The organism is Bacillus stercoris, assembly GCF_029772985.1.
Taxonomy (GTDB): Bacteria; Bacillota; Bacilli; order Bacillales; family Bacillaceae; genus Bacillus; species Bacillus stercoris.
Window position 1 is genome coordinate 1,555,210 of sequence record NZ_CP121861.1, and the last position, 26,460, is coordinate 1,581,669.

Annotated in this window: 23 protein-coding genes, 1 other RNA gene and 1 other annotated feature; of the genes, 20 read left to right on the forward strand and 4 right to left on the reverse strand. The window is 44.9% G+C overall.

Annotated features, from left to right (window positions below):
• Positions 1–5: 5 nt before the first annotated feature.
• Complete coding sequence (gene yajC / locus QA442_RS08035) at positions 6–272, forward strand: preprotein translocase subunit YajC (protein ID WP_003237527.1); 267 nt, start codon at positions 6–8, stop codon at positions 270–272.
• Positions 273–325: 53 nt separating this feature from the next.
• On the opposite strand, the gene QA442_RS08040 is transcribed toward yajC, so the two are convergent.
• Entirely contained in the window at positions 326–715 is a 390-nt protein-coding gene (locus QA442_RS08040; protein ID WP_168781261.1) for a TIGR04086 family membrane protein, read from the reverse strand.
• A 197-nt stretch (positions 716–912) separates the two neighbouring features.
• Between QA442_RS08040 and QA442_RS08045 the strand changes: the two genes are divergently transcribed.
• The gene (locus tag QA442_RS08045) at positions 913–1,569 is read left to right on the forward strand and encodes a DUF421 domain-containing protein (protein ID WP_095432354.1); all 657 of its coding nucleotides are present in this window, start codon (positions 913–915) and stop codon (positions 1,567–1,569) included.
• 3 nt (positions 1,570–1,572) lie between these two features.
• Here the strand turns inward: QA442_RS08045 and spoVB are convergent, their stop codons facing one another.
• The gene (gene spoVB / locus QA442_RS08050) at positions 1,573–3,129 is read right to left on the reverse strand and encodes a stage V sporulation protein B (RefSeq protein ID WP_040082292.1); all 1,557 of its coding nucleotides are present in this window, start codon (positions 3,127–3,129) and stop codon (positions 1,573–1,575) included.
• Between the two features lie 115 nt (positions 3,130–3,244).
• On the opposite strand from spoVB, the gene comN reads away from it, so the two are divergent.
• The 8 genes from comN (at position 3,245) to dtd (ending at position 12,617) form a co-directional block, all read left to right on the forward strand.
• Positions 3,245–3,541 (forward strand): post-transcriptional regulator ComN, encoded by a 297-nt coding sequence (comN, locus tag QA442_RS08055; protein WP_014664815.1) that lies wholly within the window; start codon positions 3,245–3,247, stop codon positions 3,539–3,541.
• A gap of 38 nt (positions 3,542–3,579) precedes the next feature.
• Positions 3,580–5,793, forward strand: a complete 2,214-nt coding sequence (secDF, locus tag QA442_RS08060) for a protein translocase subunit SecDF (RefSeq protein ID WP_095432353.1) — start codon at positions 3,580–3,582, stop codon at positions 5,791–5,793.
• A 157-nt stretch (positions 5,794–5,950) separates the two neighbouring features.
• Positions 5,951–6,448 carry a cation:proton antiporter regulatory subunit gene (locus tag QA442_RS08065; protein WP_095432352.1) on the forward strand — a complete coding sequence of 166 codons (498 nt, stop codon included), beginning with the start codon at positions 5,951–5,953 and terminating at the stop codon, positions 6,446–6,448.
• Between the two features lie 74 nt (positions 6,449–6,522).
• Entirely contained in the window at positions 6,523–6,846 is a 324-nt protein-coding gene (locus QA442_RS08070) for a LapA family protein (RefSeq protein ID WP_095432351.1), read from the forward strand.
• Between the two features lie 66 nt (positions 6,847–6,912).
• A complete protein-coding gene (recJ, locus tag QA442_RS08075) occupies positions 6,913–9,273 on the forward strand; it encodes a single-stranded-DNA-specific exonuclease RecJ (protein WP_095432350.1) in 2,361 nt (786 codons plus the stop codon).
• A 5-nt stretch (positions 9,274–9,278) separates the two neighbouring features.
• Positions 9,279–9,791 (forward strand): adenine phosphoribosyltransferase, encoded by a 513-nt coding sequence (locus tag QA442_RS08080; protein ID WP_014477521.1) that lies wholly within the window; start codon positions 9,279–9,281, stop codon positions 9,789–9,791.
• A 168-nt stretch (positions 9,792–9,959) separates the two neighbouring features.
• Positions 9,960–12,164 carry a GTP diphosphokinase gene (gene relA, locus QA442_RS08085; protein ID WP_003229747.1) on the forward strand — a complete coding sequence of 735 codons (2,205 nt, stop codon included), beginning with the start codon at positions 9,960–9,962 and terminating at the stop codon, positions 12,162–12,164.
• Positions 12,165–12,176: 12 nt separating this feature from the next.
• On the forward strand, positions 12,177–12,617 hold the full coding sequence (dtd, locus tag QA442_RS08090; protein ID WP_071581519.1) for a D-aminoacyl-tRNA deacylase: 441 nt from the start codon (positions 12,177–12,179) through the stop codon (positions 12,615–12,617).
• Between the two features lie 26 nt (positions 12,618–12,643).
• Here dtd and QA442_RS08095 read toward each other — a convergent pair whose 3' ends face one another.
• On the reverse strand, positions 12,644–14,200 hold the full coding sequence (locus tag QA442_RS08095; RefSeq protein ID WP_095432349.1) for an N-acetylmuramoyl-L-alanine amidase family protein: 1,557 nt from the start codon (positions 14,198–14,200) through the stop codon (positions 12,644–12,646).
• Positions 14,201–14,332: 132 nt separating this feature from the next.
• Between QA442_RS08095 and QA442_RS08100 the strand changes: the two genes are divergently transcribed.
• The 5 genes from QA442_RS08100 to QA442_RS08120 all read left to right on the forward strand — a co-directional run bounded on the left by QA442_RS08100 (position 14,333) and on the right by QA442_RS08120 (position 19,051).
• Positions 14,333–14,503: a YrzK family protein gene (locus tag QA442_RS08100; RefSeq protein WP_014664807.1), complete on the forward strand. Its 171-nt coding sequence runs from the start codon at positions 14,333–14,335 to the stop codon at positions 14,501–14,503.
• A gap of 59 nt (positions 14,504–14,562) precedes the next feature.
• Positions 14,563–14,795: a binding site (T-box leader), on the forward strand.
• A 90-nt stretch (positions 14,796–14,885) separates the two neighbouring features.
• On the forward strand, positions 14,886–16,160 hold the full coding sequence (gene hisS / locus QA442_RS08105; RefSeq protein ID WP_071581517.1) for a histidine--tRNA ligase: 1,275 nt from the start codon (positions 14,886–14,888) through the stop codon (positions 16,158–16,160).
• A 13-nt stretch (positions 16,161–16,173) separates the two neighbouring features.
• Positions 16,174–17,952: an aspartate--tRNA ligase gene (gene aspS, locus QA442_RS08110; RefSeq protein WP_069149972.1), complete on the forward strand. Its 1,779-nt coding sequence runs from the start codon at positions 16,174–16,176 to the stop codon at positions 17,950–17,952.
• A gap of 60 nt (positions 17,953–18,012) precedes the next feature.
• Positions 18,013–18,205, forward strand: a non-coding RNA gene (gene ssrS, locus QA442_RS08115) — 6S RNA.
• Positions 18,206–18,286: 81 nt separating this feature from the next.
• Positions 18,287–19,051, forward strand: a complete 765-nt coding sequence (locus QA442_RS08120; protein WP_014664803.1) for a tRNA threonylcarbamoyladenosine dehydratase — start codon at positions 18,287–18,289, stop codon at positions 19,049–19,051.
• Between the two features lie 39 nt (positions 19,052–19,090).
• Here the strand turns inward: QA442_RS08120 and QA442_RS08125 are convergent, their stop codons facing one another.
• Positions 19,091–20,356 (reverse strand): replication-associated recombination protein A, encoded by a 1,266-nt coding sequence (locus QA442_RS08125; protein ID WP_095432348.1) that lies wholly within the window; start codon positions 20,354–20,356, stop codon positions 19,091–19,093.
• Between the two features lie 202 nt (positions 20,357–20,558).
• On the opposite strand from QA442_RS08125, the gene cymR reads away from it, so the two are divergent.
• The 5 genes from cymR to recD2 all read left to right on the forward strand — a co-directional run bounded on the left by cymR (position 20,559) and on the right by recD2 (position 26,406).
• Positions 20,559–20,975 carry a cysteine metabolism transcriptional regulator CymR gene (cymR, locus tag QA442_RS08130; RefSeq protein WP_003225879.1) on the forward strand — a complete coding sequence of 139 codons (417 nt, stop codon included), beginning with the start codon at positions 20,559–20,561 and terminating at the stop codon, positions 20,973–20,975.
• 18 nt (positions 20,976–20,993) lie between these two features.
• On the forward strand, positions 20,994–22,136 hold the full coding sequence (locus QA442_RS08135) for a cysteine desulfurase family protein (protein WP_095432347.1): 1,143 nt from the start codon (positions 20,994–20,996) through the stop codon (positions 22,134–22,136).
• A gap of 27 nt (positions 22,137–22,163) precedes the next feature.
• Positions 22,164–23,279 carry a tRNA 2-thiouridine(34) synthase MnmA gene (mnmA, locus tag QA442_RS08140; protein ID WP_004398509.1) on the forward strand — a complete coding sequence of 372 codons (1,116 nt, stop codon included), beginning with the start codon at positions 22,164–22,166 and terminating at the stop codon, positions 23,277–23,279.
• Between the two features lie 85 nt (positions 23,280–23,364).
• Entirely contained in the window at positions 23,365–23,985 is a 621-nt protein-coding gene (locus QA442_RS08145) for a tetratricopeptide repeat protein (RefSeq protein ID WP_231516582.1), read from the forward strand.
• Positions 23,986–24,009: 24 nt separating this feature from the next.
• Entirely contained in the window at positions 24,010–26,406 is a 2,397-nt protein-coding gene (recD2, locus tag QA442_RS08150) for an SF1B family DNA helicase RecD2 (protein ID WP_040082303.1), read from the forward strand.
• Positions 26,407–26,460: the final 54 nt, after the last annotated feature.

Consider the following 26,460-nt stretch of genomic DNA (forward strand, 5'->3'; position numbering starts at 1 on the left):
AAATGATGACTGGCACTTTAGGCACATTGGTTCCTATTATTTTAATGTTTGCGGTCCTTTACTTCTTGCTGATTCGTCCTCAGCAAAAGCAGCAAAAGGCTGTACGCCAAATGCAGGAGGAACTGAAAAAAGGCGATTCAGTAGTGACAATCGGGGGATTGCACGGTACTGTTGACTCTATCGATGAGAGCAAAGTCGTAATTAAGACTGGTGAAAACACACGTCTTACGTTCGACCGCCGTGCGATCAGAGAAGTTTCTGCTGCTGAATAACAGCAGGAGCTATACATAGCAAACAAAAAAAGAGCGGGTGAGCCCGCTCTTTTTTATGTGGAAGACCTGTTTCCCCTTATGTTTACACCGAAAATCCCGCCCAGCATGCACACCCCTAAAAACCCCAGATGGAAGAGCAGCTGTTCTGCCGTAAATGTCTTTCCAAATCCTAAATACTGAAACAATAAAATAATCAGTGAAAAACTTAAAGCAGTCAATGCGCCAATCATCCAGCCTCTTTCCTTGCCTTTCCCGCCTGAAATGAATCCGCCAATAAATAAAGAGAGAAATGAGATAGCGGTGATCAGCCAGTTAAATGATGACTCTTCCAGCGAGGTTGCGGTCAATAAAAGTGAAACCGCTAAACTTGTCAGGAGCATGGCTGAAAATATGGCGATTAAGCCGTAAAGAATGCCTTTTCCAATTTGTTTCGTTTCCTCCATGATTGTCTCCTCTCTGCCTGTATTAAAAGGCTTCTGTTCTTTTTGTGCAAAACCGTCAGACATGCTGATGGCTCGTCTTTGTAAAAATGTATTCCCTTAACCCTTGAATTAGACGTAAAAGCTTTATGAAATACAATCGGTTTTTCTTACATAAATTGTTCGTTTTGTTGCATCCTATGATGAGTCGGAGGTGCATGATGGAAGAGCTTCTCACTATTGCGTTTCGCACAATCGTATTGTATTTTGTGATACTGATCATTTTTCGTTTCATGGGCAAACGGGAGATCGGGGAGCTTAGCATTTTAGACCTCGTTGTCTTTGTCATGATGGCTGAAATTGCCGTTTTGGCCATAGAAAACGTAGAAGATCATTTGTTTCACACCATTTTGCCAATGCTTGTATTAATGGTTATTCAAGTGACATTCGCATACTTATCTTTAAAAAACCGAAAAGTCCGCCAGCTTCTTGACGGTAAGCCGACCATAATTATTAAATATGGGAAAATTGACGAAGACGCGATGAGATCACAGCGGTATAATTTTGATGATTTAATGGTTCAGCTCAGAGAAAATAGTATCGACAGAGTAGCTGATGTATCATTTGCGATTTTAGAACCGTCGGGCAAACTGACTATTGTAAAGAAAGAAAATAGCGGAGAGCATCGGCAGCTCGACTTGCCGCTCATCCTTGACGGCTCCATTCAAACCGAAAACCTGTCCAGAATCGGTAAAGATAAACAATGGCTGCTTGGAAATTTGCAAAAACACGGGTACACAGACCCTTCAGATATTTCATTTTGCTCGTTTACAGACGGAGAATTATTTATTGATGAAAAAGATGGGCACCGTACGTGACCATTATCGGATGATCAAACGTCCGATAATAGGAATGCGGCGAAGCTCATCTTTTTTAATTAAACGGAAAACGAGCAGGAGGGCAATGTAAATAGCGGCGCTCACCGCAATCCATCCGGCGAGATTCACAGCCTCGGATGCTCCAAAACGAATATATTGTTTGATGGCGGAGCTGATGAATCCGCTAATCACAATAACAGCGAAGCTGAGTGCGTACTCCTTAATTTTAATGCTGATCGGCAGCACTTTGCTTACGGTTGCTGCATGCAATAGCGTGACGAGCACCATGCCTGTAACAATGGCCAATGCCGCCCCCATAATGCCAAGAGACGGCCTTGTGGCTAGGACAAAAATAAGACCTGTTTTGACAAGCGCTCCGATTAAGCTGTTCATCATCGCAGCTCCTGCCAAATTAAGCGCCTGCAGCACAGCTTGAAGCGGGCCTTGGAAATAATAAAGCAGAAAAAACGGGGCCATCACTTTTATAAATACAGCTGCGCTTGAGGAACCGTACATCACTCTCATCAGCTCATCCGCAAATACAAATAAAATAACAACTGAAATGCCTCCGCTGAGCAGACAGAGACGCATCGCCTGTTCCAAGCGGTATTCCACCACCTGCAATTTTTTCTGTTCCATTCCTTCACTGATCGCAGGAACAAGCGCGGTCGACAAAGAATATGTAATAAAGCTGGGCAGAGTCAGCAGGGTCATGGCAAAGCCGGTCAGTTCACCGTATTGCTTTGTTGCGGAAATTGTCGCCACACCTGCAATGGCAAGGCTTTGAGCGACGACAATCGGCTCGAAAAACCAAGAGAGGTTTCCGATAAAGCGGCTCCCCGTAGTTGGAAGGGACACGCTCATTAATTGGGTAAAGGTTTGTTTTCCGTTTTTAATTGACTGGAAAAAATGCTTTCTGATTTTAATTGTTTTTTTATACTTAAAGCAAACGAATAAATAAAGAAGGGATGCCAGCTCACCTGCCACTGAGGATAGCATGGCCCCCGCTGCAGCATATTCAATTCCGTAAGGGAGAAAAATCGTCGTGCAGACAGCTACGAGTGAAATACGGACGACCTGTTCAAGGACTTGTGACATAGCGAGCGGGTTCATATTCTGTTTTCCTTGAAAGTACCCCCTCAGCACACTCGAAATAGCAATAATCGGCACAACCGGCGTAATGGCCAGAAGCGGGTACAGTGTTCGCTTATCTGTCAGCATCGTTTCAGCCATAACCGGGGCGAAAAACAGAAACAGCGGTGTAAAAATGAGGCTGAGTACTCCCGTGATGGTCAGAGACATGACTAAAATGTTTTTAGTTTTTTGATGATCTCCGCGCGCACTGGCTTCAGCGACAAGCTTGCTGATCGCGACCGGCAGACCGAATTGAGTTAATGTAGTGGCCAAGAAAAAGGTAGGCGCCGCCATCATGTAAAGCCCGACCCCTTCTTCACCGATAAAACGGGCGATAACCACCCGGTTGACAAACCCGAGCATTCTTGTAACCATTCCTGCTGCGATAAGAATAAGAGTGCCCTTTAAAAACGTCTGTTTCGCCATTTTTACCCCCTGCCTTCTCAAACTACCTGGAATCATATACAATAAAGATATGCGTATATATCGTCCAAGCATGACAAGTCTTCATGAAAAACAATAAAAAAGGAGCGTGGAATTCATGGAGAAGCATCCCGCCGATCTATATAAAGACCACGTCAGGCCGTTTCTTTACAGCAAACTGGAAGAGTTTAAGATTCTCGGGTATGATGATGTTGAACTTGAAAGTTTGTGGTCATACTTAACAAATAAGAAGTGGAAAAAGAAAATGGAACTGAACATTTATGAACTGGCGAGTGATATTTTATCAGTGAAAATTGGCGAATTTATGAATTATGCAACCGTTGAGTCATTCAAAACGTCTAATTGGCTGGGCAGTGAAGAAGGACAGGAAGCATTGGAAGAACTGCTGAGATAGCAGATTGATTCGCACAGGTTTAAGGGAGGATATACATAATGAAAAAAGGACGCTTGATTGCGTTTTTCCTTTTCGTTTTATTGATCGGCACGGGCTTGGGCTACTTTACGAAGCCTGCCGCGAACAATATTACGTTAGGATTGGATTTGCAAGGCGGATTTGAGGTGCTGTATGATGTACAGCCTGTAAAAAAAGGTGACAAAATCACAAAAGACGTTCTGGTCAGCACAGTAGAGGCGTTGAACCGCCGGGCCAATGTTCTCGGTGTCAGCGAACCGAACATCCAAATTGAAGGAAATAACCGGATTCGCGTTCAGCTCGCTGGGGTGACAAACCAAAACAGAGCGCGTGAAATTCTGGCAACTGAAGCGCAGCTTTCTTTCAGAGATACGAATGACAAAGAATTGCTGAATGGCTCTGACCTCGTCGAAAATGGGGCTAAACAAACATATGATGCTAGAACAAACGAACCTATTGTTAGTATTAAATTAAAAGATGCTGATAAATTTGGTGAAGTGACCAAAAAGGTCATGAAGATGGCGCCAAACAACCAGCTTGTCATTTGGCTGGATTACGAAAAAGGGGACTCCTTTAAAAAAGAAGTTCAAAAAGAGCATCCTAAATATGTATCAGCTCCAAATGTAAGTAAGGAATTGAACACAAAAGACGTTACGATTGAAGGACAATTTACCGTTCAAAAAGCGAAAGATTTAGCAAACATTTTAAACGCCGGCGCGCTTCCTGTAAAACTGACTGAAAAATATTCAACATCAGTAGGCGCACAATTTGGACAGCAGGCTCTCCATGATACAGTGTTTGCCGGTATTGTCGGTATCGCAATTATTTTCTTATTTATGCTTTTCTATTATCGTCTGCCGGGATTTATCGCGGTGATTACGCTATCCGTTTATATCTACATTACACTCCAGGTCTTTGACTGGATGAATGCTGTACTTACGCTTCCGGGGATTGCCGCCCTCATTTTAGGGGTAGGGATGGCGGTTGACGCCAACATCATCACCTATGAGCGGATTAAAGAAGAGCTTAAGCTAGGCAAGTCAGTCCGTTCTGCCTTCCGTTCAGGAAACAGACGATCATTTGCGACGATTTTTGACGCGAATATTACAACCATTATTGCAGCGGTTGTGCTCTTTATCTTTGGAACAAGCTCTGTTAAAGGGTTTGCAACAATGCTGATTCTGTCGATTTTGACAAGCTTTATCACTGCCGTTTTCCTATCAAGATTTCTCCTTTCTCTCCTTGTGGAAAGCAGATGGCTTGACCGGAAAAAAGGCTGGTTCGGCGTTAATAAGAAGCATATTATGGATATTCAGGATACGGACGAAAATACAGAGCCGCATACGCCGTTCCAAAAATGGGATTTCACGAGCAAACGCAAATATTTCTTTATTTTCTCCACTGCGGTCACGATTGCCGGGATTATTATCCTGCTTGTGTTCAAGCTGAATCTTGGCATTGACTTCGCAAGCGGCGCACGGATTGAAGTGCAAAGTGACCATAAGCTGACGACAGAGCAAGTTGAGAAGGATTTTGAATCTCTGGGTATGGACCCTGATACTGTTGTTCTGTCGGGTGAAAAGAGCAATATCGGTGTTGCCCGTTTTGTTGGAGTGCCTGATAAAGAAACGATTGCCAAAGTAAAAACGCACTTTAAAGACAAATACGGAACAGAGCCGAATGTCAGCACAGTTTCACCGACAGTCGGAAAAGAGCTGGCAAGAAATGCGCTGTACGCAGTTGCAATAGCTTCTATTGGCATCATTATTTACGTTTCAATCCGATTCGAATACAAAATGGCGATTGCCGCAATCGCTTCACTGCTTTATGACGCATTCTTTATCGTCACGTTCTTCAGTATTACAAGGCTGGAGATTGATGTTACGTTCATCGCGGCCGTCCTGACGATTATCGGGTATTCGATTAACGATACAATTGTTACATTTGACAGGATTCGCGAGCATATGAAAAAGCGCAAGCCGAAAACATTTGCCGACCTGAACCATATTGTAAACCTGAGCCTGCAGCAAACCTTTACACGATCTATTAACACTGTATTAACTGTCGTGATCGTTGTTATCACTTTGCTGATCTTTGGAGCATCTTCTATTACAAACTTCTCAATTGCTTTATTGATCGGGCTGTTAACAGGCGTTTATTCCTCTCTATACATTGCCGCACAAATTTGGCTTGCATGGAAAGGGAAAGAATTGAAAAAAGACTCGGCTCAATAAAACATATCAGGCTGTCCTCTGCAGGACAGCCTGTTTTTTGAAGTTTCATTGAACTTAAAACAGGCATTTGCTATAATGACATACGCTTACATTTAAACATATATATGGTGTTAAACGTGTTTGTGACTGGTTTTCAGATATGTAGGAGGGTTTATATATGAGGGTTCGCGAATCAGAGCTGCCGGGCATAGGACAAAAAGTTGAAATGGTTACTAGAAACCGTGATAAAATTTCAATTATCATTCATCATGACGGACGGAGAGAGCTTTACTATTTTGACGAAAACGACCATGAAGAATGTGTTGCCTCCATGCAGCTTGATGACGCTGAAGCAAGGCAGATTTCTGCAATTCTTGGCGGAATGGCATATAAACCGAAAGCAATAGAACAGGTCGAGTCAGCCCTTGATGATTTCATGATAGAGTGGTGTAAAGCAGAAGCGGGAGCGCCTGCCATTCATCAGACGATTGGTGATTTGGATGTGGGGCAGGAATATCATGTGACGGTCATTGCAATGATTAAGAAGAATCAGGATAAACAACTAAATCCGAGCTCTGAAACAGTCATTGATGAAGGCGATACACTTGTCATGTCCGGTGAGGGAAGCGGACTGAAGAGGCTGATCCGGGAAAAATTGACCGCAAACATGGCTTAACATAGTATTAAGCCATGTTTAAAACCAGTCTTGATAGGGAAAGTTACCTCAATAAGAAGTTTGGGGGAAAGAGAATGAATAAACAATGGACCATTATTTTCGCACTTATTTTCACCTTAATTGTCGCTATTTTTGCAGTTATTAATGTTCGATCCGTAGAAGTTGATTACCTGTTTGGCAGGTCAGAATGGCCGCTTATTCTTGTTATTTTAGGCTCGGTTTTAATGGGAGCGCTCATTGTATTTTCTGTCGGCGTTTTTCAGGTGATGAAATTAAAGCGGGAAATCAAAACGCTGCGGAAAGAAAATAGAACTGCAATCCATAAACAAGAGGATACCCAGCTTGCTGATCAGACCGACACACAGGATGCTTCAGCCATGATTGAGAAAAAAGACTAGTTTTCGAATATTATTTGAAACCCTTCAGCCTGCTCTAGTATAATAGGGTGGTTGAGGGGTGAATTTATGTTAGCGTCAAAAATGCGATGGGAAATCCAGCGACCAGATCAGGATAAGGTCAAATCACTCACAGAACAATTGCATATAACACCTCTTGTTGCGTCCCTGCTTGTAAAAAGAGGCTTTGATACGGCAGAAAGCGCTAGGCTGTTTTTACATACAAAGGATGCCGATTTTTATGATCCTTTTGAAATGAAAGGCATGAAAGAAGCGGCAGATCGAATAAAACAGGCGATTTCACAACAAGAACAGATTATGATATATGGCGATTATGACGCCGATGGGGTTACCAGTACGTCAGTGATGCTTCACACGCTGCAAAAACTATCGGCTCAAGTTGATTTTTATATACCTGACCGTTTTAAAGAAGGATATGGACCTAATGAACAGGCGTTTCGTTCGATTAAAGAACGGGGCTTCTCTTTGATCATTACGGTTGATACAGGAATTGCCGCTGTGCATGAAGCGAAGGTGGCAAAAGAACTCGGACTGGATGTCATCATTACAGATCATCATGAACCGGGACCGGAGCTTCCGGATGTCCATGCGATCGTCCACCCGAAGCAGCCGGGCTGCACTTACCCGTTTAAAGAGCTTGCAGGGGTCGGAGTCGCGTTTAAGCTGGCCCATGCTTTATTGGGTGAACTTCCGGATGAACTGCTTGACCTGGCGGCAATCGGCACCATTGCTGACCTTGTCCCGCTGCATGACGAAAACAGATTAATTGCAACACTAGGACTTGAAAGGCTCCGGCGGACAAACCGGCTCGGCTTAAAAGAACTGATTAAGCTGTCAGGCGGAGACATCGGAGAAGCGAACGAAGAAACTGTCGGATTTCAGCTCGCTCCAAGGCTGAATGCCGTCGGAAGAATCGAACAGGCGGACCCAGCTGTTCATTTGCTCATGTCAGAGGATTCGTTTGAAGCGGAAGAGCTTGCCGCAGAAATTGACCAGCTGAACAAAGAGCGCCAAAAAATGGTCAGCAAAATGACGGATGAAGCGATTGAAATGGTTGAACGGCAAGGGCTCGATCAAACTGCAATTGTCGTGGCAAAAGCCGGATGGAACCCGGGAGTCGTCGGGATTGTGGCCTCAAAGCTTGTGGACCGTTTCTATCGCCCTGCTATTGTGCTTGGCATTGATGAAGAAAAGGGGATCGCTAAAGGTTCGGCCCGAAGCATCAGGGGGTTTAATTTATTTGAGAGCCTTTCTGAATGCAGAGATATTCTTCCTCATTTCGGCGGCCATCCAATGGCAGCGGGGATGACGCTCAAAGCCGAGGATGTGCCGAATTTGCGAAGCAGGCTGAATGAAATAGCGGACAATACGCTTACGGAGGAGGATTTTGTTCCTGTACAGGAAGTAGACCTTGTCTGCAGCGTCGAGGACATTACAGTTGAAAGCATCACAGAAATGAACATGCTTTCTCCTTTTGGCATGCTGAACCCGAAACCGCACGTTCTCGTAGAAAACGTAGTACTGGAAGATGTCCGCAAGATAGGGGCAAATAAAACTCATGTCAAAATGACGATCAAAAATGAGTCGTCTCAGCTTGATTGCGTCGGTTTTAATAAAGGTGAGCTCGAAGAAGGCATCGTACCGGGATCAAGAATTTCCATTGTCGGTGAGATGTCAATCAACGAATGGAACAATCGGAAAAAACCGCAGCTTATGATAAAGGACGCCGCTGTTTCTGAATGGCAGCTATTTGATTTAAGGGGAAAACGGACGTGGGAAGATACAGTTTCCGCCCTTCCATCTGCTAAACGGGCCATTGTCTCTTTCAAAGAAGACTCAACAACACTTCTTCAAACTGAAGGCCTTCGTCAAGAAGTGCAGGTCATCAGCTCAGAAGATCAAGCAAAGGCGTTTGACCTCGATGGTGCATATATTGTATTGCTGGATCCGCCGCCTTCGTTGGACATGCTCGCACGTTTGCTGGAAGGAAAGGCGCCTGAGCGGATATATTTTATTTTTCTCAATCATGAGGACCACTTTTTATCGACTTTTCCCGCAAGAGACCACTTTAAATGGTATTATGCGTTCTTGCTGAAAAGAGGCGCTTTTGATGTGAAAAAACACGGTTCAGAGCTTGCAAAACATAAAGGCTGGTCCGTTGAAACAATCAATTTCATGACAAAGGTGTTTTTTGATCTCGGTTTTGTTAAAATAGAGAATGGTGTGCTGTCTGTTGTGAGCGGAGCAAAGAAACGTGACTTAACAGACTCACAAACATATCAGGCGAAACAGCAGCTGATGGAACTGGATCAAAAGCTGAATTATTCTTCTGCTGAAGAGCTGAAGGAATGGCTGAATAAGCTGATGAAACAAGATTCAGAGGCTTATGAAAGTACGAGGAGGACATAAAACAGATGGATTTAAAACAATACGTAACAATTGTACCGGATTACCCGAAAGAGGGCGTGCAATTTAAAGATATTACAACACTGATGGATAAAGGCGATGTATACCGCTATGCCACAGATCAAATTGTTGAATATGCGAAAGAAAAGCAAATCGATTTGGTCGTTGGCCCTGAAGCGCGCGGCTTTATTATCGGCTGTCCCGTTGCTTACGCGCTTGGCGTAGGTTTTGCGCCGGTCCGCAAAGAAGGCAAATTGCCTCGTGAAGTAATTAAAGTGGATTATGGCTTGGAATACGGAAAAGACGTATTAACGATCCACAAAGATGCGATTAAGCCTGGTCAGCGTGTGCTTATTACAGATGACCTGCTTGCGACAGGCGGCACAATTGAAGCGACAATCAAACTTGTTGAAGAACTTGGCGGCGTTGTTGCTGGTATCGCTTTCTTAATCGAGCTTTCTTACCTTGACGGCAGAGATAAGTTGGAAGATTATGACATCTTAACATTAATGAAATACTAAGGATAATCGCATAACGAAAAAAGCACTCCATGTCAGGGTGCTTTTTTCCTATTGTTTTGCATTTATTTTATATAATATTTGGCTATTTGAACTTCTGCTCTTTACATCTTTCGTTTTTTTCTTGATAATAAACTACAATACAGTTTACATTTTAAAAAAGGTGATTCCATGGCGAACGAACAAGTATTGACTGCCGAGCAAGTTATTGATAAAGCGCGAAGTTATCTATCTGATGAGCATATCGCATTTGTCGAAAAAGCATATCTGTACGCTGAAGATGCTCACCGCGAGCAATACCGCAAATCGGGCGAGCCATATATTATTCATCCGATTCAGGTTGCGGGGATTCTCGTCGATCTTGAAATGGACCCTTCCACAATTGCGGGCGGATTTTTGCACGATGTCGTGGAAGATACAGATGTGACGCTCGATGACCTGAAAGAAGCATTTTCCGAAGAAGTGGCAATGCTTGTAGACGGCGTAACAAAACTCGGCAAAATTAAATATAAATCTCAAGAGGAACAGCAGGCGGAAAATCATCGCAAAATGTTTGTCGCTATGGCTCAAGATATCAGGGTCATATTGATCAAGCTGGCGGATCGTCTTCACAATATGCGGACATTGAAACATCTGCCTCAAGAAAAACAGCGAAGAATCTCCAATGAAACACTGGAAATTTTTGCTCCTTTGGCGCATCGTCTCGGGATTTCAAAAATTAAATGGGAATTGGAAGATACGGCGCTCCGTTATTTGAATCCTCAGCAATATTACAGAATTGTCAACCTCATGAAGAAGAAACGCGCAGAACGTGAGCTCTATGTCGATGAGGTTGTCAATGAAGTGAAGAAACGTGTCGAAGAAGTGAATATCAAGGCTGACTTCTCGGGACGTCCGAAACATATTTACAGCATTTATCGAAAAATGGTGCTGCAAAATAAGCAATTCAATGAAATTTACGATTTGCTGGCTGTCCGTATTCTTGTGAATAGCATAAAGGACTGCTACGCGGTGCTCGGCATCATTCACACATGCTGGAAACCGATGCCCGGCAGATTCAAAGATTATATCGCAATGCCGAAGCCGAATATGTATCAATCGCTTCATACAACGGTTATCGGGCCTAAAGGCGATCCGCTGGAAGTGCAGATCCGCACCTTCGAAATGCATGAAATCGCTGAATACGGTGTTGCGGCTCACTGGGCTTATAAAGAAGGGAAAGCAGCCAATGAAGGCGCAACCTTTGAGAAAAAGCTTTCTTGGTTCCGTGAAATTTTAGAATTTCAAAATGAATCGACAGATGCAGAAGAATTTATGGAATCGCTCAAAATTGATTTGTTTTCTGACATGGTGTATGTCTTTACGCCAAAAGGAGATGTAATCGAGCTTCCGTCCGGTTCTGTTCCGATTGATTTTTCTTACCGGATTCACTCTGAAATCGGCAATAAAACAATCGGTGCCAAAGTGAACGGAAAAATGGTTACGCTTGACCATAAGCTTCGGACAGGTGATATCGTTGAAATTCTCACTTCTAAGCATTCCTATGGTCCGAGCCAGGATTGGGTGAAGCTTGCCCAAACATCCCAAGCGAAGCATAAGATCCGTCAATTCTTTAAGAAACAGCGACGTGAAGAAAATGTCGAAAAAGGCCGTGAACTGGTCGAAAAAGAAATAAAAAACCTGGATTTTGAATTGAAGGATGTCTTAACACCGGAGAATATTCAAAAGGTTGCTGACAAATTTAATTTCTCAAATGAAGAAGATATGTACGCAGCGGTCGGCTACAACGGCATTACAGCTCTCCAGGTGGCAAACCGCCTAACAGAAAAAGAGAGAAAACAGCGCGATCAGGAAGAACAGGAAAAGATCGTTCAGGAAGTCACTGGGGAACCTAAGCCATACCCTCAAGGAAGAAAACGGGAAGCTGGTGTTCGCGTCAAGGGCATCGACAACCTCCTTGTCCGTTTATCAAAATGCTGCAATCCTGTGCCGGGTGATGATATTGTCGGCTTTATCACAAAAGGCAGAGGGGTTTCGGTCCATCGCGAAGACTGTCCGAATGTCAAAACGAATGAAGCCCAAGAGCGGCTGATCCCGGTAGAGTGGGAACATGAGTCACAGGTTCAAAAGCGCAAGGAATACAATGTTGAGATAGAGATTCTTGGGTACGACCGTCGCGGATTGCTGAACGAGGTGCTTCAGGCAGTGAACGAAACGAAAACAAATATTTCATCTGTCTCTGGCAAATCGGATCGCAATAAAGTGGCAACCATTCATATGGCGATTTTTATTCAGAACATCAATCACTTGCACAAAGTCGTCGAGCGTATTAAACAGATTAGAGATATCTACTCTGTGCGCCGCGTCATGAACTAAAGGGGTTAGAAAATGAGATTAGTTGTTCAGCGAGTAACAGAAGCAAGCGTTACAGTGGACGAAGAGGTCGTCGGCAAAATTGGACAAGGCCTCATGGTGCTGGTCGGCATCACTCACGATGACACAGAAGAGGATGCAGCTTATTTAGCCGATAAAGTTGTCAATCTCCGTATTTTCGATGACAGTGAAGGAAAAATGAATCTGTCTCTTTTAGATATAGGAGGAGAAATTTTATCTGTCTCACAATTTACGCTTTATGGAGATACGAAAAAAGGGCGCCGGCCGAACTACATGAATGCGGCCAAACCTGATAAAGCTTTAGGTCTTTATGAAAAATGGAATGACCTGCTTCGTGAAAAAGGAATCAAAGTAGAGACCGGAACGTTTGGAGCCATGATGGATGTTCAGCTTACAAATTCCGGACCGGTCACGCTTATAATGGATTCAAAATAAAAAAAGCTGCCAAGAGGCAGCTTTTTTTATTGGAAGTATTTCTCTAATCCGCTTTCGATCCCATCTGTTACTTTTTCTTGGTATGAATTGCTATGTACAATGGCTTCTTCCTGCGGATGGCTTACATATCCCAGCTCATACAGCATAGCGGGCTGTCTGTTTTCCCGGAGTACATAATAATCCCCGAATAATACGCCGCGGTCTGGAATGGAAGACCGCTTTACCACTTCAGAGTGTACATCTGATGCGAGTTCCTGATCTTTGGCAGGGCTGTAGTAGTAAGCAGTACTGCCTCTTGTGGAGGTATCCGCATAGCTGTCATAGTGAATGCTGATAAAGGCGTCAGCGTTGCGATAGTGAGACGTGGAGACCCGTGACTGCAGGCTGACAAAGGTATCATCCTGACGTGTCACATACACATCTGCCCCAGCCGATCTAAGTTTGCTGGCGAGCAGTTTTGCCGTTTTGATCGTCAGGTTTTTCTCGAATTTCCCCGAATACCCGATTGTTCCGCTGTCTTTTCCTCCGTGTCCCGGGTCAACAATAATCGTTTTATTGTTGAGAGAGCCGTTTCCAGCCGGGGAATCAGAGACTGGCGGTTCACCTGCTTCTTCTGCGCTTTTAGATGTTTGGACTACCCAATTGGCTACATAAGCAGTCTGCCCGTTATCAAGCTTGATTTCATACCAGCTTCCTTTTGAACCGGTAATGGTGTATGAATCTCCTTTGGCAGCACGCTCAACGATCGAAGCTGATGTTGACGCATCGCTTCTTAAATTCGTTCCTCCGTACATAATATAGGCTTTTTTAGCGGGGGACGAACTGCCTGCATTTGCTGAATTCTCAGCTGGATCAGAATTAGTCAAAAGGTAATGGCTTGCAACCCAGCCTTTCAGCCCATTCACCTCAATGTGAGCCCAGCCATCTTTCTCGTTGAGAACTGTCAGTTTCGTTCCGCGATCAAGTTTTGTTATAATTGCCGCGTCATGTGAGGCGGAGGCTCTTACATTTAGTGAAGAAACACCGACTGTGCCCGTCGTTGACGCACCGGAATCCTCGGTTTGGTCACTCTCATTAGATGCTGAACTGCTGCCTCCTGACGTGACATACTCAGATGATACCCATCCGGTGGCACTTTGATAGGATATCTTGATCCAGCCCGAATCTTTATCAATGACAGATGCTTGGCTGCCTTGCGGGAATTTGCCGATAACTTCGTATGAAGTGCCCGGACCGCTTCTCATCCGCAGATCGGGGTCGGTTGATGTCACAGTGTCACTGCTTCCTGAGGAGCTTGTGCTGGCTTGGTCTTCCTTTGTAATTAGCCAGGAGACTACCCAGCCCTTTTCTCCGGAACCAAGCTGGATCTGCACCCAGTCTCCATCTTCCTTTAAAATCGGATAGTGTTCTCCCTTTTTTACTTCCGCTGTAATGCCGTAGCTAAGCCCCGGGCCGCTTCTGACATTCATTTCATCTGTTGCGATGACTGCTTCTCCTTGAGCGGCTGTAACGGATGAAAATGTCGGGAAAAGCGCTCCGGTGAAAATAATACATACAATAAGGACAAAGTTTTTCTTGCTCATTGTGTCCTCCTTTCAGATGATCATTAAAAAAGCATTCTTGTTTAATATCGTAAAGTCCTTTCTGATTTTTAAATAAAAATAAAATGATTTGTTTATACTAAGCGTAAATACAATCAAAAAGGTGTGCAAATCATGAAATATCATCCAAAAATGGGACGGGCATTTCAAGACGGTGAAGCAAATCTGCATTACAGCGATCACGCAGATCCCGATACAACTGGTTATCTAACGGAAACAGCATCTGAATTTGGTCTTATGTCCAAAGAAGCAGCACTTAGGAAAAACAACCGGAATAAAGCTTGACAGAGAACCCCAATCCCATTATTATAATAGAAATTGAGTACATAGCAAATGATGAAAGATTTGAACCAATAATGGAGAAGAGTAGGTCAGATTGCATGGCTAGAGAGGAACCCGCCCCAGGCTGAAAGCGGATCCCATTGCGTCTTTCTCGAAACAACACTCCGGAGGTTTCCTGCTGAACGCGTGAATAACGTCATTAGGCAGTGAACGTGAACCTGCGTTAAAGGATCGAGCGGGAATATGAACATATTCCAACTAGGGTGGCACCACGGGTATAACTCTCGTCCCTACTATCATGTATAGTAGGGGCGGGAGTTTTTTTCATTTTCATCATGAACGATAATTGTATATTTTAAAAGGAATACATAAGGAGGTTCTACTTATGGGATATAACATTCCAAGAGGAACACAGGATATTCTGCCTGGAGAATCAGATCGCTGGCAGTTTGTTGAACAAATTATGAGAGACACTTGCCGCACTTATCAATATAAAGAAATCCGCACACCGATTTTTGAGCATACAGAACTGTTTGCCAGAGGCGTCGGAGAATCAACGGATATCGTACAAAAAGAAATGTATACCTTTGAGGACCGCAAAGGCAGAAGCCTGACGCTTCGTCCGGAGGGAACAGCTGCGGCGGTTCGCGCTTTTAATGAAAACAAGCTGTTCGCGAATCCTGTACAGCCGACAAAGCTTTATTATGTAGGGCCGATGTTCCGTTATGAACGTCCTCAGACGGGCCGTTACCGCCAGTTTTATCAGTTTGGAATTGAAGCGATTGGCTCGAAAGACCCAGCAATAGACGCTGAAGTGATGGCGCTTGCGATGAGTATTTATGAAAAAGCAGGTTTAGAAAACGTAAAGCTTGTCATAAACAGCCTCGGCGATCAAGCTAGCCGCAAAAGCTACAGAGAAGCGCTCGTGAAACACTTCGAGCCTCGCATCGAAGAATTTTGTTCAGACTGCCAGTCACGGCTGCACACAAATCCGCTTAGAATTTTGGACTGCAAAAAAGACCGTGATCATGAGCTGATGAAATCGGCACCTTCGATTTTGACTTATTTAAATGAAGAATCAGCTGCTTATTTTGAGAAAGTGAAACAATACTTAAACGATCTTGGCATTTCGTATGAAATTGATCCGAACCTTGTGAGGGGGCTGGACTATTACAACCACACCGCATTTGAAATTATGAGCAATGCGGAGGGCTTCGGCGCGATTACGACACTTGCCGGCGGCGGACGCTACGACGGGCTTGTCGAACAGATCGGCGGACCTGAAGCACCGGGCATCGGATTTGCGATGAGCATCGAACGCTTGCTTGCCGCAATTGACGCTGAAAAAAGAGAGCTGCCTGTTGATAAGGGAATCGATTGCTATATCGTCACACTCGGCGAAAAAGCAAAGGATTATTCTGTTTCATTGGTGTACAAACTGAGAGAAGCAGGCATTTCCAGTGAAATCGATTATGAGAATAAGAAAATGAAAGGCCAGTTTAAGACAGCTGACCGCTTGAATGCGAGATTTATTGCGATTTTGGGTGAAGATGAGCTAGCCCAAAACAAAATCAATGTAAAGGATGCACAGACGGGCGAACAGATTGAAGTGGCACTTGATGAATTTATACATGTAATGAAGGCAAATCAAAAGGGATAAGGAGTGGAACACATTGTTTGGTAGAACATATTATTGCGGTGAAATAACTGAACAAGCAATCGGTGAATCTGTAACGCTGAAAGGCTGGGTCCAAAAAAGACGGGACCTCGGCGGATTGATTTTTATTGACTTGCGTGACCGTACGGGAATTGTTCAAGTCGTTTTTAACCCTGATGTGTCAAAAGAAGCGCTTGCTATTGCGGAAGGTATCAGAAATGAATACGTGCTTGATATTCAAGGAAAAGTGGTGGCGCGTGAAGAGGGAACAGTTAATCCGAATTTGAAAACAGGCGCGATCGAAATACATGCTGATGGAGTGAACGTATTAAATGCTGCAAAGACACCTCCATTTGCGATTTCTGATCAAGCAGAAGACGTATCAGAGGACGTTCGTTTAAAACACCGTTACTTAGATTTGCGCAGACCGGCTATGTTCCAGACGATGCAGCTGCGCCATAACGTGACGAAAGCTGTTCGCAGCTTTTTAGATGAAAACGGGTTTCTTGATATTGAAACGCCGATTTTAACAGGAAGCACGCCTGAAGGCGCACGTGACTACTTGGTGCCGAGCCGTGTGCATGAAGGTGAGTTCTACGCGCTGCCGCAGTCCCCGCAGCTATTTAAACAGCTTCTGATGGTATCAGGCATTGAACGATATTATCAAATTGCCCGCTGTTTCCGCGATGAAGACTTGCGTGCGGACCGCCAGCCTGAGTTTACGCAAATTGATATTGAAATGTCCTTTATGAGCCAGGAAGACATTATGTCATTGGCTGAGGAGATGATGGCAAAGGTTATGCGTGAAACAAAAGGTGTGGAACTTAAGCTTCCTCTCCCTCGAATGACGTATGACGAAGCAATGAACAAGTACGGTTCTGATAAACCGGATACGCGTTTTAACATGCTATTGACGGATGTGTCTGACATTGTAAAGGATACGGAATTTAAAGTGTTCTCATCAGCTGTAGCAAACGGCGGCGTGGTCAAAGCCATCAACGTAAAAGACGGTGCCGGCGACTACTCACGAAAAGACATCGACGCTCTTGGCGCTTTTGCTGCAAACTACGGGGCAAAAGGGCTTGCCTGGGTGAAAGTTGAGGCAGACGGAGTGAAAGGCCCGATCGCTAAATTCTTTGATGAAGAAAAGCAGTCTAAGCTGATTGAAGCACTTGATGCTGCTGAAGGTGATTTGCTGCTGTTCGGAGCGGATCAATTTGAAGTTGTGGCCGCATCACTCGGCGCCCTGCGCTTAAAGCTTGGGAAAGAACGCGGATTGATTGATGAAAAATTGTTCAATTTCTTATGGGTCATCGACTGGCCGCTATTAGAGCATGATCCGGAAGAAGGCCGTTTTTACGCAGCGCACCATCCGTTCACAATGCCTGTCCGCGAAGACCTTGAGCTGATTGAAACAGCGCCTGAAGACATGAAAGCACAAGCCTATGACCTCGTTTTAAACGGCTATGAGCTTGGCGGCGGTTCAATCCGTATTTTCGAAAAGGATATTCAGGAAAAAATGTTTGCGCTTCTCGGCTTCTCACCAGAAGAAGCGGCTGAACAGTTCGGATTCCTGCTGGAAGCATTTGAATACGGCGCTCCTCCGCACGGCGGAATCGCACTCGGCTTAGACCGTCTCGTTATGCTTCTAGCTGGACGTACGAACCTGAGAGATACGATTGCATTTCCGAAAACGGCAAGCGCAAGCTGCTTGATGACAGAAGCGCCAGGCGAAGTAAGCGATGCTCAGCTTGATGAGCTTCATCTTTCTATCAAGAAAAAAGTTAAGAACTGAATGTGCAGTTCGATTCTTGAAAATCAAAATCGTCTGTGATATGATTTTGACAAGTTAAATAAAGTCCTGATGTGTTAGTTGTACACCTAGTTTTGACCGAACATTTTTTTGATTTGGGAGCCCGCATTTTTAAATGGCGTACATGCCTCTTTTCATTCGGTAAAGAGGACTTACAAGATTTAAAAGAGGGCACCCACCTGCTGAGAGCGGGTTCAAAACAAAGGAAAGCTGCAACGGCACTATTGGGACTTTATTTTTTGTGCGCAGAAAAACGGCTGCTCATGGATCAGCCATTTTATAGATGAAACCAGAATACGAATGTGGAGTGAGGTTCTTGTTACACCAGTTTTCACGCAATGAATTAGCTATCGGAAAAGAAGGCCTTGAAACGCTGAAAAACAGCACGGTGGCTGTGCTTGGGGTTGGCGGAGTCGGGTCGTTCGCGGCGGAAGCGCTCGCGCGGTCAGGCGTCGGCCGCATTCTGCTTGTCGACAAAGATGATGTGGACATTACAAATGTAAACCGTCAGCTTCACGCGCTGCTTTCAACTGTCGGACAGCCGAAAGTTGATTTAATGAAGGAGCGGATCGCTGACATTAACCCGGAGTGCGAAGTGATCGCGTTAAAAATGTTCTATACGGAAGAAACGTATGAGCAATTTTTTGACTATAATCTCGACTATGTCATTGACGCGTCAGACACGATTCATTATAAAATCCATTTAATGAAAGAATGTCTGAAACGGGATATTCCGCTCATTTCCAGCATGGGTGCCGCGAACAAAACGGACCCGACACGCTTCCAAATCGCAGATATTTCAAAGACGCACACTGATCCAATTGCGAAGGTCGTCCGTACGAGATTACGCAAAGAGGGCATCAAAAAAGGCGTTCAAGTGATTTTTTCTGATGAAAGCCCGATTGTCATTCGGGAAGATGTCAGAAAAGAAGTGGGAAATGACGAAGCGAAAATCCGTAAAGCGAAAATGCCGCCATCCTCTAATGCGTTTGTGCCGTCAGTCGCAGGCTTGATTATGGGTGGACATGTTGTCATGGATCTTTTGAAAGACATTGAAATCAAACGCGTAAAGGATAAATAACGCATGAAAACAGCCTTGAAGAGCAAGGCTGTTTTTGTTTTATTTTCTTTTCATTAATTTGTCGTACACCTGCTTTAAGGCGGATTCGAACTTGCCTGTCTGTTTCGGCTTGTAGTATTGCTTATTCTTTAAAGGATCAGGGAGATATTGCTGTTCGACCCATCCATTGTCGTAATTGTGCGGGTATTTATAGTCGATTCCTCTTCCTAATTCCTGAGCTCCTTTATAATGCGCGTCCTTTAAATGCTTCGGTACATCACCGATTTTTCCGGCTCTGATATCAGCCAGAGCTTCATCGATTGCCAGAATGGCTGAGTTTGATTTCGGTGAGAGGCAAAGCTCAATGACTGCGTTGGCCAGCGGGATTCGCGCTTCGGGAAAACCGACTCGCTCAGCGGTCTGAATAGCGTGGAGCACTCTCGGACCGGCTTGCGGGCTTGCTAAGCCGATATCTTCATAGGCGATGACGAGCAGGCGTCTTGCGATGCTCTCCAGATCACCGGCTTCAATTAATCTTGCCAAATAGTGAAGAGCAGCGTTGGCATCAGAGCCGCGGATCGATTTTTGAAAAGCGGACAGCACATCATAATGCGCGTCACCATCTTTAGCGTGAGAAAAGCTCTTTTTCTGCAGACATTCTTCCGCAGTGTCTAATGTAATATGAATCACACCGTCTGCTGACTCCTTCGTTGACAACACGGCCAGCTCAAGTGCATTTAAAGCGGAGCGGACATCTCCTCCGCATCCGTGAGCAAAATGCTCCATCGCCTGATCATCAATGGATACAGAATATGTGCCGAGGCCTCGATGTTCATCATGAAGGGCCCTTTCCAGCGCTTGTTTGATCAGTTCAGGTGTTAACGGCTCAAGCTCAAAAATCTGGGTCCGGCTTCTGATCGCCGGATTAATGGCATGATACGGGTTAGCCGTGGTTGCTCCGATCAAAATGATCATCCCATTTTCTAAATAGGGCAATAGAAAATCTTGTTTTCCTTTATCCAGCCTGTGGACTTCATCCAGAATCAAAATCACCTGGCCTGACATTTTGGCTTCCTGGGCGACGATTTCCATATCTTTTTTATTGTTAATGACAGCATTCAGCTTTCGAAAAGCTATACTTGTCGAACCGGCGATTGCTGTGGCGATTGATGTTTTTCCAATTCCGGGCGGCCCGTACAAAATCATGGGTGACAAATGTTTTGCCTGGACCATTCTGCCGATAATTTTATCTTCAGCCACCAGATGCTGCTGGCCGATAATATCCTCTATTTTTGTCGGACGCATCCGATATGCCAATGGCTTCATCTATCATCTCTCCTTACTTAATTACAGGGTAACGGAAAACCGTACATTAGAAAAGGGGAAAGGCCCGTTTCCTTTTGCCTCAATGAAAATTCGCTGAAGGTATGTTATAATAACAGTTGGTCTATTAGATAATAAACGGACGAAACATATAGTAATTACCATTATAAATGTGGAAAATCATGAAATAACAGAGGTGTTCATGTTGAAAATATCAACTAAGGGAAGATACGGGCTCACCATTATGATCGAGCTTGCAAAAAAGCATGGTGAGGGCCCGACTTCATTAAAAAGCATCGCACAGACGAATAATTTGTCCGAACATTATTTGGAGCAGCTGGTATCGCCGCTCCGTAATGCCGGTTTAGTGAAAAGCATCAGAGGCGCATATGGCGGATATGTATTAGGCAGTGAACCGGATGCCATTACGGCGGGAGATATTATCCGTGTGCTAGAGGGGCCGATCAGCCCTGTTGAAGTGCTGGAAGATGAGGAGCCTGCCAAGCGTGAACTTTGGATTCGCATCCGAGACGCTGTAAAAGAGGTTTTAGACAGTACAACATTAGAGGATCTTGCCAGCTATACAGACGGAGAGCAAGAAGCTTATATGTTCTATATTTAGATCAGAGGTGTAAACATTATGGAACGGATTTATTTAGATCATGCCGCAACATCTCCGATGGATGAGCGCGTGCTGGAAAAAATGATACCGCATTTTTCAGGAAGTTTCGGTAATCCATCCAGTATTCACTCATTTGGCAGAGAATCTCGAAAATGGGTGGATGAAGCAAGAGCGCAGATTGCAGCAGAAATCGGAGCGGCAGAGCAGGAGATCATTTTTACAAGCGGGGGCACGGAAGCTGATAACTTGGCGATTATGGGAACCGCGCTTGCACGTAAAGATCTGGGCAGACATATCATCACGACAAAAATTGAACATCATGCTGTGCTTCACACATGTGAAAAACTTGAGGAAGACGGATTTGACATAACGTATCTGGACGTTGACCAAAATGGAAGAGTCAGTGCAAAACAGGTGAAAGAAGCACTGCGTGATGATACAATCCTTGTGACAGTGATGTATGGAAATAATGAAGTCGGAACAGTGCAGCCGATCGATGAAATCGGTGAGCTGCTGAAGGAACACAAAGCGTATTTTCATACCGATGCTGTTCAGGCGTTCGGGTTGCTGCCAATTGATGTGAAAAACAGCCATATTGATCTTCTGTCTGTTTCCGGGCACAAGCTCAACGGGCCAAAAGGGACAGGCTTTTTATATGCGAGTAAAGATGTGAAGCTTTCACCGCTATTATTCGGAGGAGAGCAAGAAAGAAAACGCCGTGCCGGAACAGAAAATGTTCCGGGCATTGTCGGGCTGAAAGAAGCGATTAAGCTGTCAAGTGAAGAACGGGACGAAAAAAACGAGAAGTATCAATCGTTTAAAACAATTTTTGCCGACACGCTTAAAGATGCAGGCGTGGCATTCGAGATCAACGGGGACAAAGAGCATAGTCTGCCGCATGTTCTGAATCTTTATTTCCCCGGTGTGTCAGTGGAAGCGCTGCTGGTCAATCTTGATATGGCGGGTGTCGCTGTCTCAAGCGGTTCAGCGTGCACGGCCGGTTCAGTCCTGCCGTCACATGTTCTGACTGCTATGTTTGGAGAAGAGAGTGACAGGCTGACGTCCTCTATTCGAATCAGCTTCGGCCTCGGCAATACGGCTGAGCAAGTGAAAACTGCTGCCAAACATGTGGCCGACGTTGTCAAACGACTGACACAATAAGGCGGCTTAGTTATTGGAGTGAATGAAATGGAAAAACGGCCGGAGGATACAAGAGTCGTCGTCGGCATGTCCGGCGGAGTAGACTCATCTGTGGCGGCCCTGCTGTTAAAAGAACAGGGCTATGATGTAATCGGAATCTTTATGAAAAACTGGGATGACACGGACGAAAACGGTTTTTGCACGGCGACAGAGGATTATGAAGATGTGATCCGCGTCTGCAACCAAATCGGAATCCCGTATTATGCCGTAAACTTTGAAAAGCAATATTATGAGAAGGTATTCCAATACTTCCTTGATGAATATAAAGCAGGCAGAACACCAAACCCGGATGTACTGTGCAACAAAGAAATTAAATTCAAGGCCTTTTTGGAGCATGCATTGTCACTTGGCGCCGACTATTTAGCGACTGGCCACTATGCAAGAGTAGACAGAAGCGGCGGAAAAGTCAGAATGCTGCGCGGCATTGATGAAAACAAGGATCAAACGTACTTTTTGAATCAGCTGACAGAAGATACGCTGAGCAAAGTCATGTTCCCGATTGGCGAGCTTCAAAAAAGCCGTGTGCGTGAAATCGCCAAAGAAGCAGAACTTGCAACGGCGACGAAAAAAGACAGTACAGGCATCTGCTTTATCGGCGAGCGTAACTTTAAAACGTTTCTCAGCCAATATCTCCCTGCACAGCCGGGCGATATGATGACGATGGACGGCGAAGTTAAAGGCCGCCACGACGGGTTGATGTACTACACGATCGGACAGCGTCACGGCCTTGGCATCGGCGGAAGCGGCGAGCCGTGGTTTGCGGTAGGGAAAGATCTTGAAAAGAACATCCTCTACGTAGATCAAGGGTTCCATAACCCGCTTTTATATTCCGACAAAATCACAGCAACAAATATCAGCTGGGTACGTTCGGATATCATGAAGGGTGAAGAGATTTCCTGCACGGCTAAATTCCGTTACCGCCAAGAAGATCATAAAGTGACGGTGCGCATGACTGGCGAAGGTGAAGCGGAAGTCATCTTTGATGAACAAGTCAGAGCTGTAACGCCGGGACAAGCCGTTGTCTTCTATGACGGTGAAGAATGCCTTGGCGGCGGGACAATTGATGATGTGTACAAAGACGGAACAAAATTGTGGTACGTATAAAAGATGAAAAACCTCAACACTGAGTTGGGGTTTTTTAGTGAAAGGAAGATGATCGGTGGATTATAATCAACTCGGTATAGAGGCGATGCAGGAAGGCGATTACGAGAAAGCGGCAGAGGCATTTACAAAAGCGATTGAAGAAAATAAAGAAGACGCGATGCCGTATATCAATTTTGCCAACCTGCTTTCATCCGTAAACGAGCTGGAACGTGCGCTTGCGTTTTATGATAAAGCGCTTGAATTAGACAATAGCGCAGCCACTGCTTATTATGGAGCAGGAAATGTCTATGTTGTAAAAGAAATGTACAAAGAAGCGAAAGACATGTTTGAAAAAGCGCTTCGTGCGGGGATGGAAAACGGCGACCTGTTTTACATGCTCGGAACGGTTCTTGTCAAGCTCGAACAGCCTAAGCTTGCACTGCCATATTTACAAAGAGCGGTTGAGCTGAATGAAAACGATACGGAAGCACGCTTTCAATTCGGGATGTGCTTAGCCAATGAGGGCATGCTGGACGAAGCGCTCAGCCAGTTCGCAGCTGTAACAGAGCAAGATCCCGGGCATGCAGATGCATTTTATAATGCCGGTGTCGCTTATGCTTATAAAGAAAATCGAGAAAAAGCGCTGGAAATGCTGGACAAGGCGATCGATATCCAGCCAGACCATATGCTTGCGCTTCATGCTAAAAAACTGATCGACCCATCATAACAGGCACAGGAGGAGGGACAGCTCGTGCAGCAGCATCCGGATCAGCTTAAACTGGAGGAAGAGCCCTATTTAAAAGGGACAGTTAACACAGTCATCTATCATAATGACACCAATTTATATACGGTTCTGAAAGTGAAAGTAACAGAGACCTCCGAAGCCATAGAAGATAAAGCCGTATCCGTGACGGGCTACTTCCCTGCGCTTCAAGAAGAAGAGACCTACACGTTTTACGGAAAGATCGTAACACACCCGAAATTCGGGCTCCAATTTCAAGCGGAGCATTTTAAAAAAGAGATACCGACGACTAAGGAAGGCATAATACAATATTTATCGAGTGACTTATTCGAGGGAATCGGCAAAAAAACAGCTGAAGAAATTGTGAAAAAGCTGGGCGACAGCGCCATTAACAAAATATTGGCTGACGCTTCAGTGCTTTATGATGTTCCGAGGCTGTCAAAAAAGAAAGCAGACACGCTGGCAGGTGCCTTGCAGCGGCATCAGGGGCTGGAGCAAATCATGATTTCCCTGAACCAGTTCGGCTTTGGCCCGCAGCTGTCTATGAAAATCTATCAAGCCTATGAATCCGAGACGCTTGAAAAGATTCAAGAAAATCCTTATCAGCTTGTGAAGGACGTAGAAGGCATCGGGTTTGGAAAAGCGGATGAGCTGGGCGGCAGAATGGGTCTTTCGGGTAACCATCCTGAGCGGGTAAAAGCTGCGATTCTGTACACGCTTGAAACGACTTGTCTGTCAGAGGGGCACACGTACATAGAAACGGAGCAGCTGATCATCGATACCCAATCACTGTTAAACCAGTCAGCAAAGGAAGATCAGCGCATCACAGAAATGGATGCCGCTAACGCGATTATTGCTCTTGGAGAAAATAAAGACATTGTCATAGAAGATGGACGCTGTTATTTTCCATCGTTGTTTTACGCTGAACAAAATGTTGCTAAGCGAGTGAAACATATCGCAAGCCAAACTGAATATGATGACCAGTTTCCCGAATCAGAATTTCTGCTCGCTTTGGGGGAATTGGAAGAACGGATGAACGTTCAGTATGCCCCCAGCCAGAAAGAAGCGATTCAAAAAGCCCTTTCCTCGCCGATGCTTCTTTTAACAGGCGGCCCGGGAACAGGGAAAACGACGGTTATCAGAGGGATTGTCGAGCTCTACGGAGAGCTTCACGGTGTGTCACTAGACCCGTCAGCTTATAAAAAGGATGAAGCTTTTCCGATTGTTTTGGCCGCTCCGACAGGGAGAGCAGCAAAACGAATGAGTGAATCAACGGGACTTCCTGCAGTCACGATACACAGGCTGCTTGGCTGGAACGGCGCTGAAGGCTTTTCCCATACAGAGGATGAGCCGATTGAAGGGAAGCTGTTAATAATTGATGAAGCCAGCATGCTTGATATATGGCTGGCGAACCATCTATTCAAGGCGATCCCTGATCATATCCAAATCATCATTGTCGGAGACGAAGACCAGCTGCCTTCTGTAGGTCCGGGCCAAGTGCTGAGAGACCTACTGGCATCCCAGGTGATTCCCACGGTGAGACTGACAGACATCTACCGCCAGGCTGAGGGGTCATCAATCGTCGAGCTTGCCCACCAGATGAAAAATGGATTGCTGCCGAACAATTTGACTGCCCCGACAAAGGACCGTTCCTTTATTCGCTGCGGCGGGTCGCAAATTAAAGAAGTTGTTGAAAAGGTTGTCGCCAATGCATTGAAAAAAGGCTATACGGCAAAGGACATTCAGGTCCTCGCTCCGATGTACAGAGGAAAAGCCGGCATCAATGAGTTGAATGTGATGCTGCAGGATATTTTAAATCCTCCGAAAGAAAAACGGAGAGAATTGAAGTTCGGGGATGTTGTCTACAGAACCGGAGATAAAATTTTGCAGCTTGTCAATCAGCCGGAAAACAATGTATTCAACGGAGATATTGGCGAAATTACGTCGATATTTTATGCAAAGGAAAATACAGAAAAAGAAGACATGGCCGTCGTTTCTTTTGATGGCAATGAAATGACGTTTACGAAAAAAGATTTTAATCAATTTACCCATGCGTATTGCTGTTCTATTCATAAATCGCAGGGAAGTGAATTTCCGATTGTGGTTTTGCCTGTTGTGAAAGGCTACTATAGAATGCTCAGAAGAAACCTTCTTTATACCGCGATTACAAGAGCGAAGAAATTTCTCATTTTATGCGGGGAAGAGGAGGCGCTGGAGTGGGGCGTTAAAAATAATGATGCAACTGTCAGACAGACCTCCTTAAAAAACAGGCTGTCCGTACAAGTTGAGGAAATGGATGCCGAGCTTGAGGCTCTCCAAAAAGAGCTCCCATTCAGCGTACACGACGCCAACATTGGCATGGAAGGCATTACACCATTTGACTTTATGAAAGAAGAACAGTTGTAAACATGCTCCCGTGTAAGCGGGAGTTTTTTCATTTGCAGTGGAATTGATTTCATC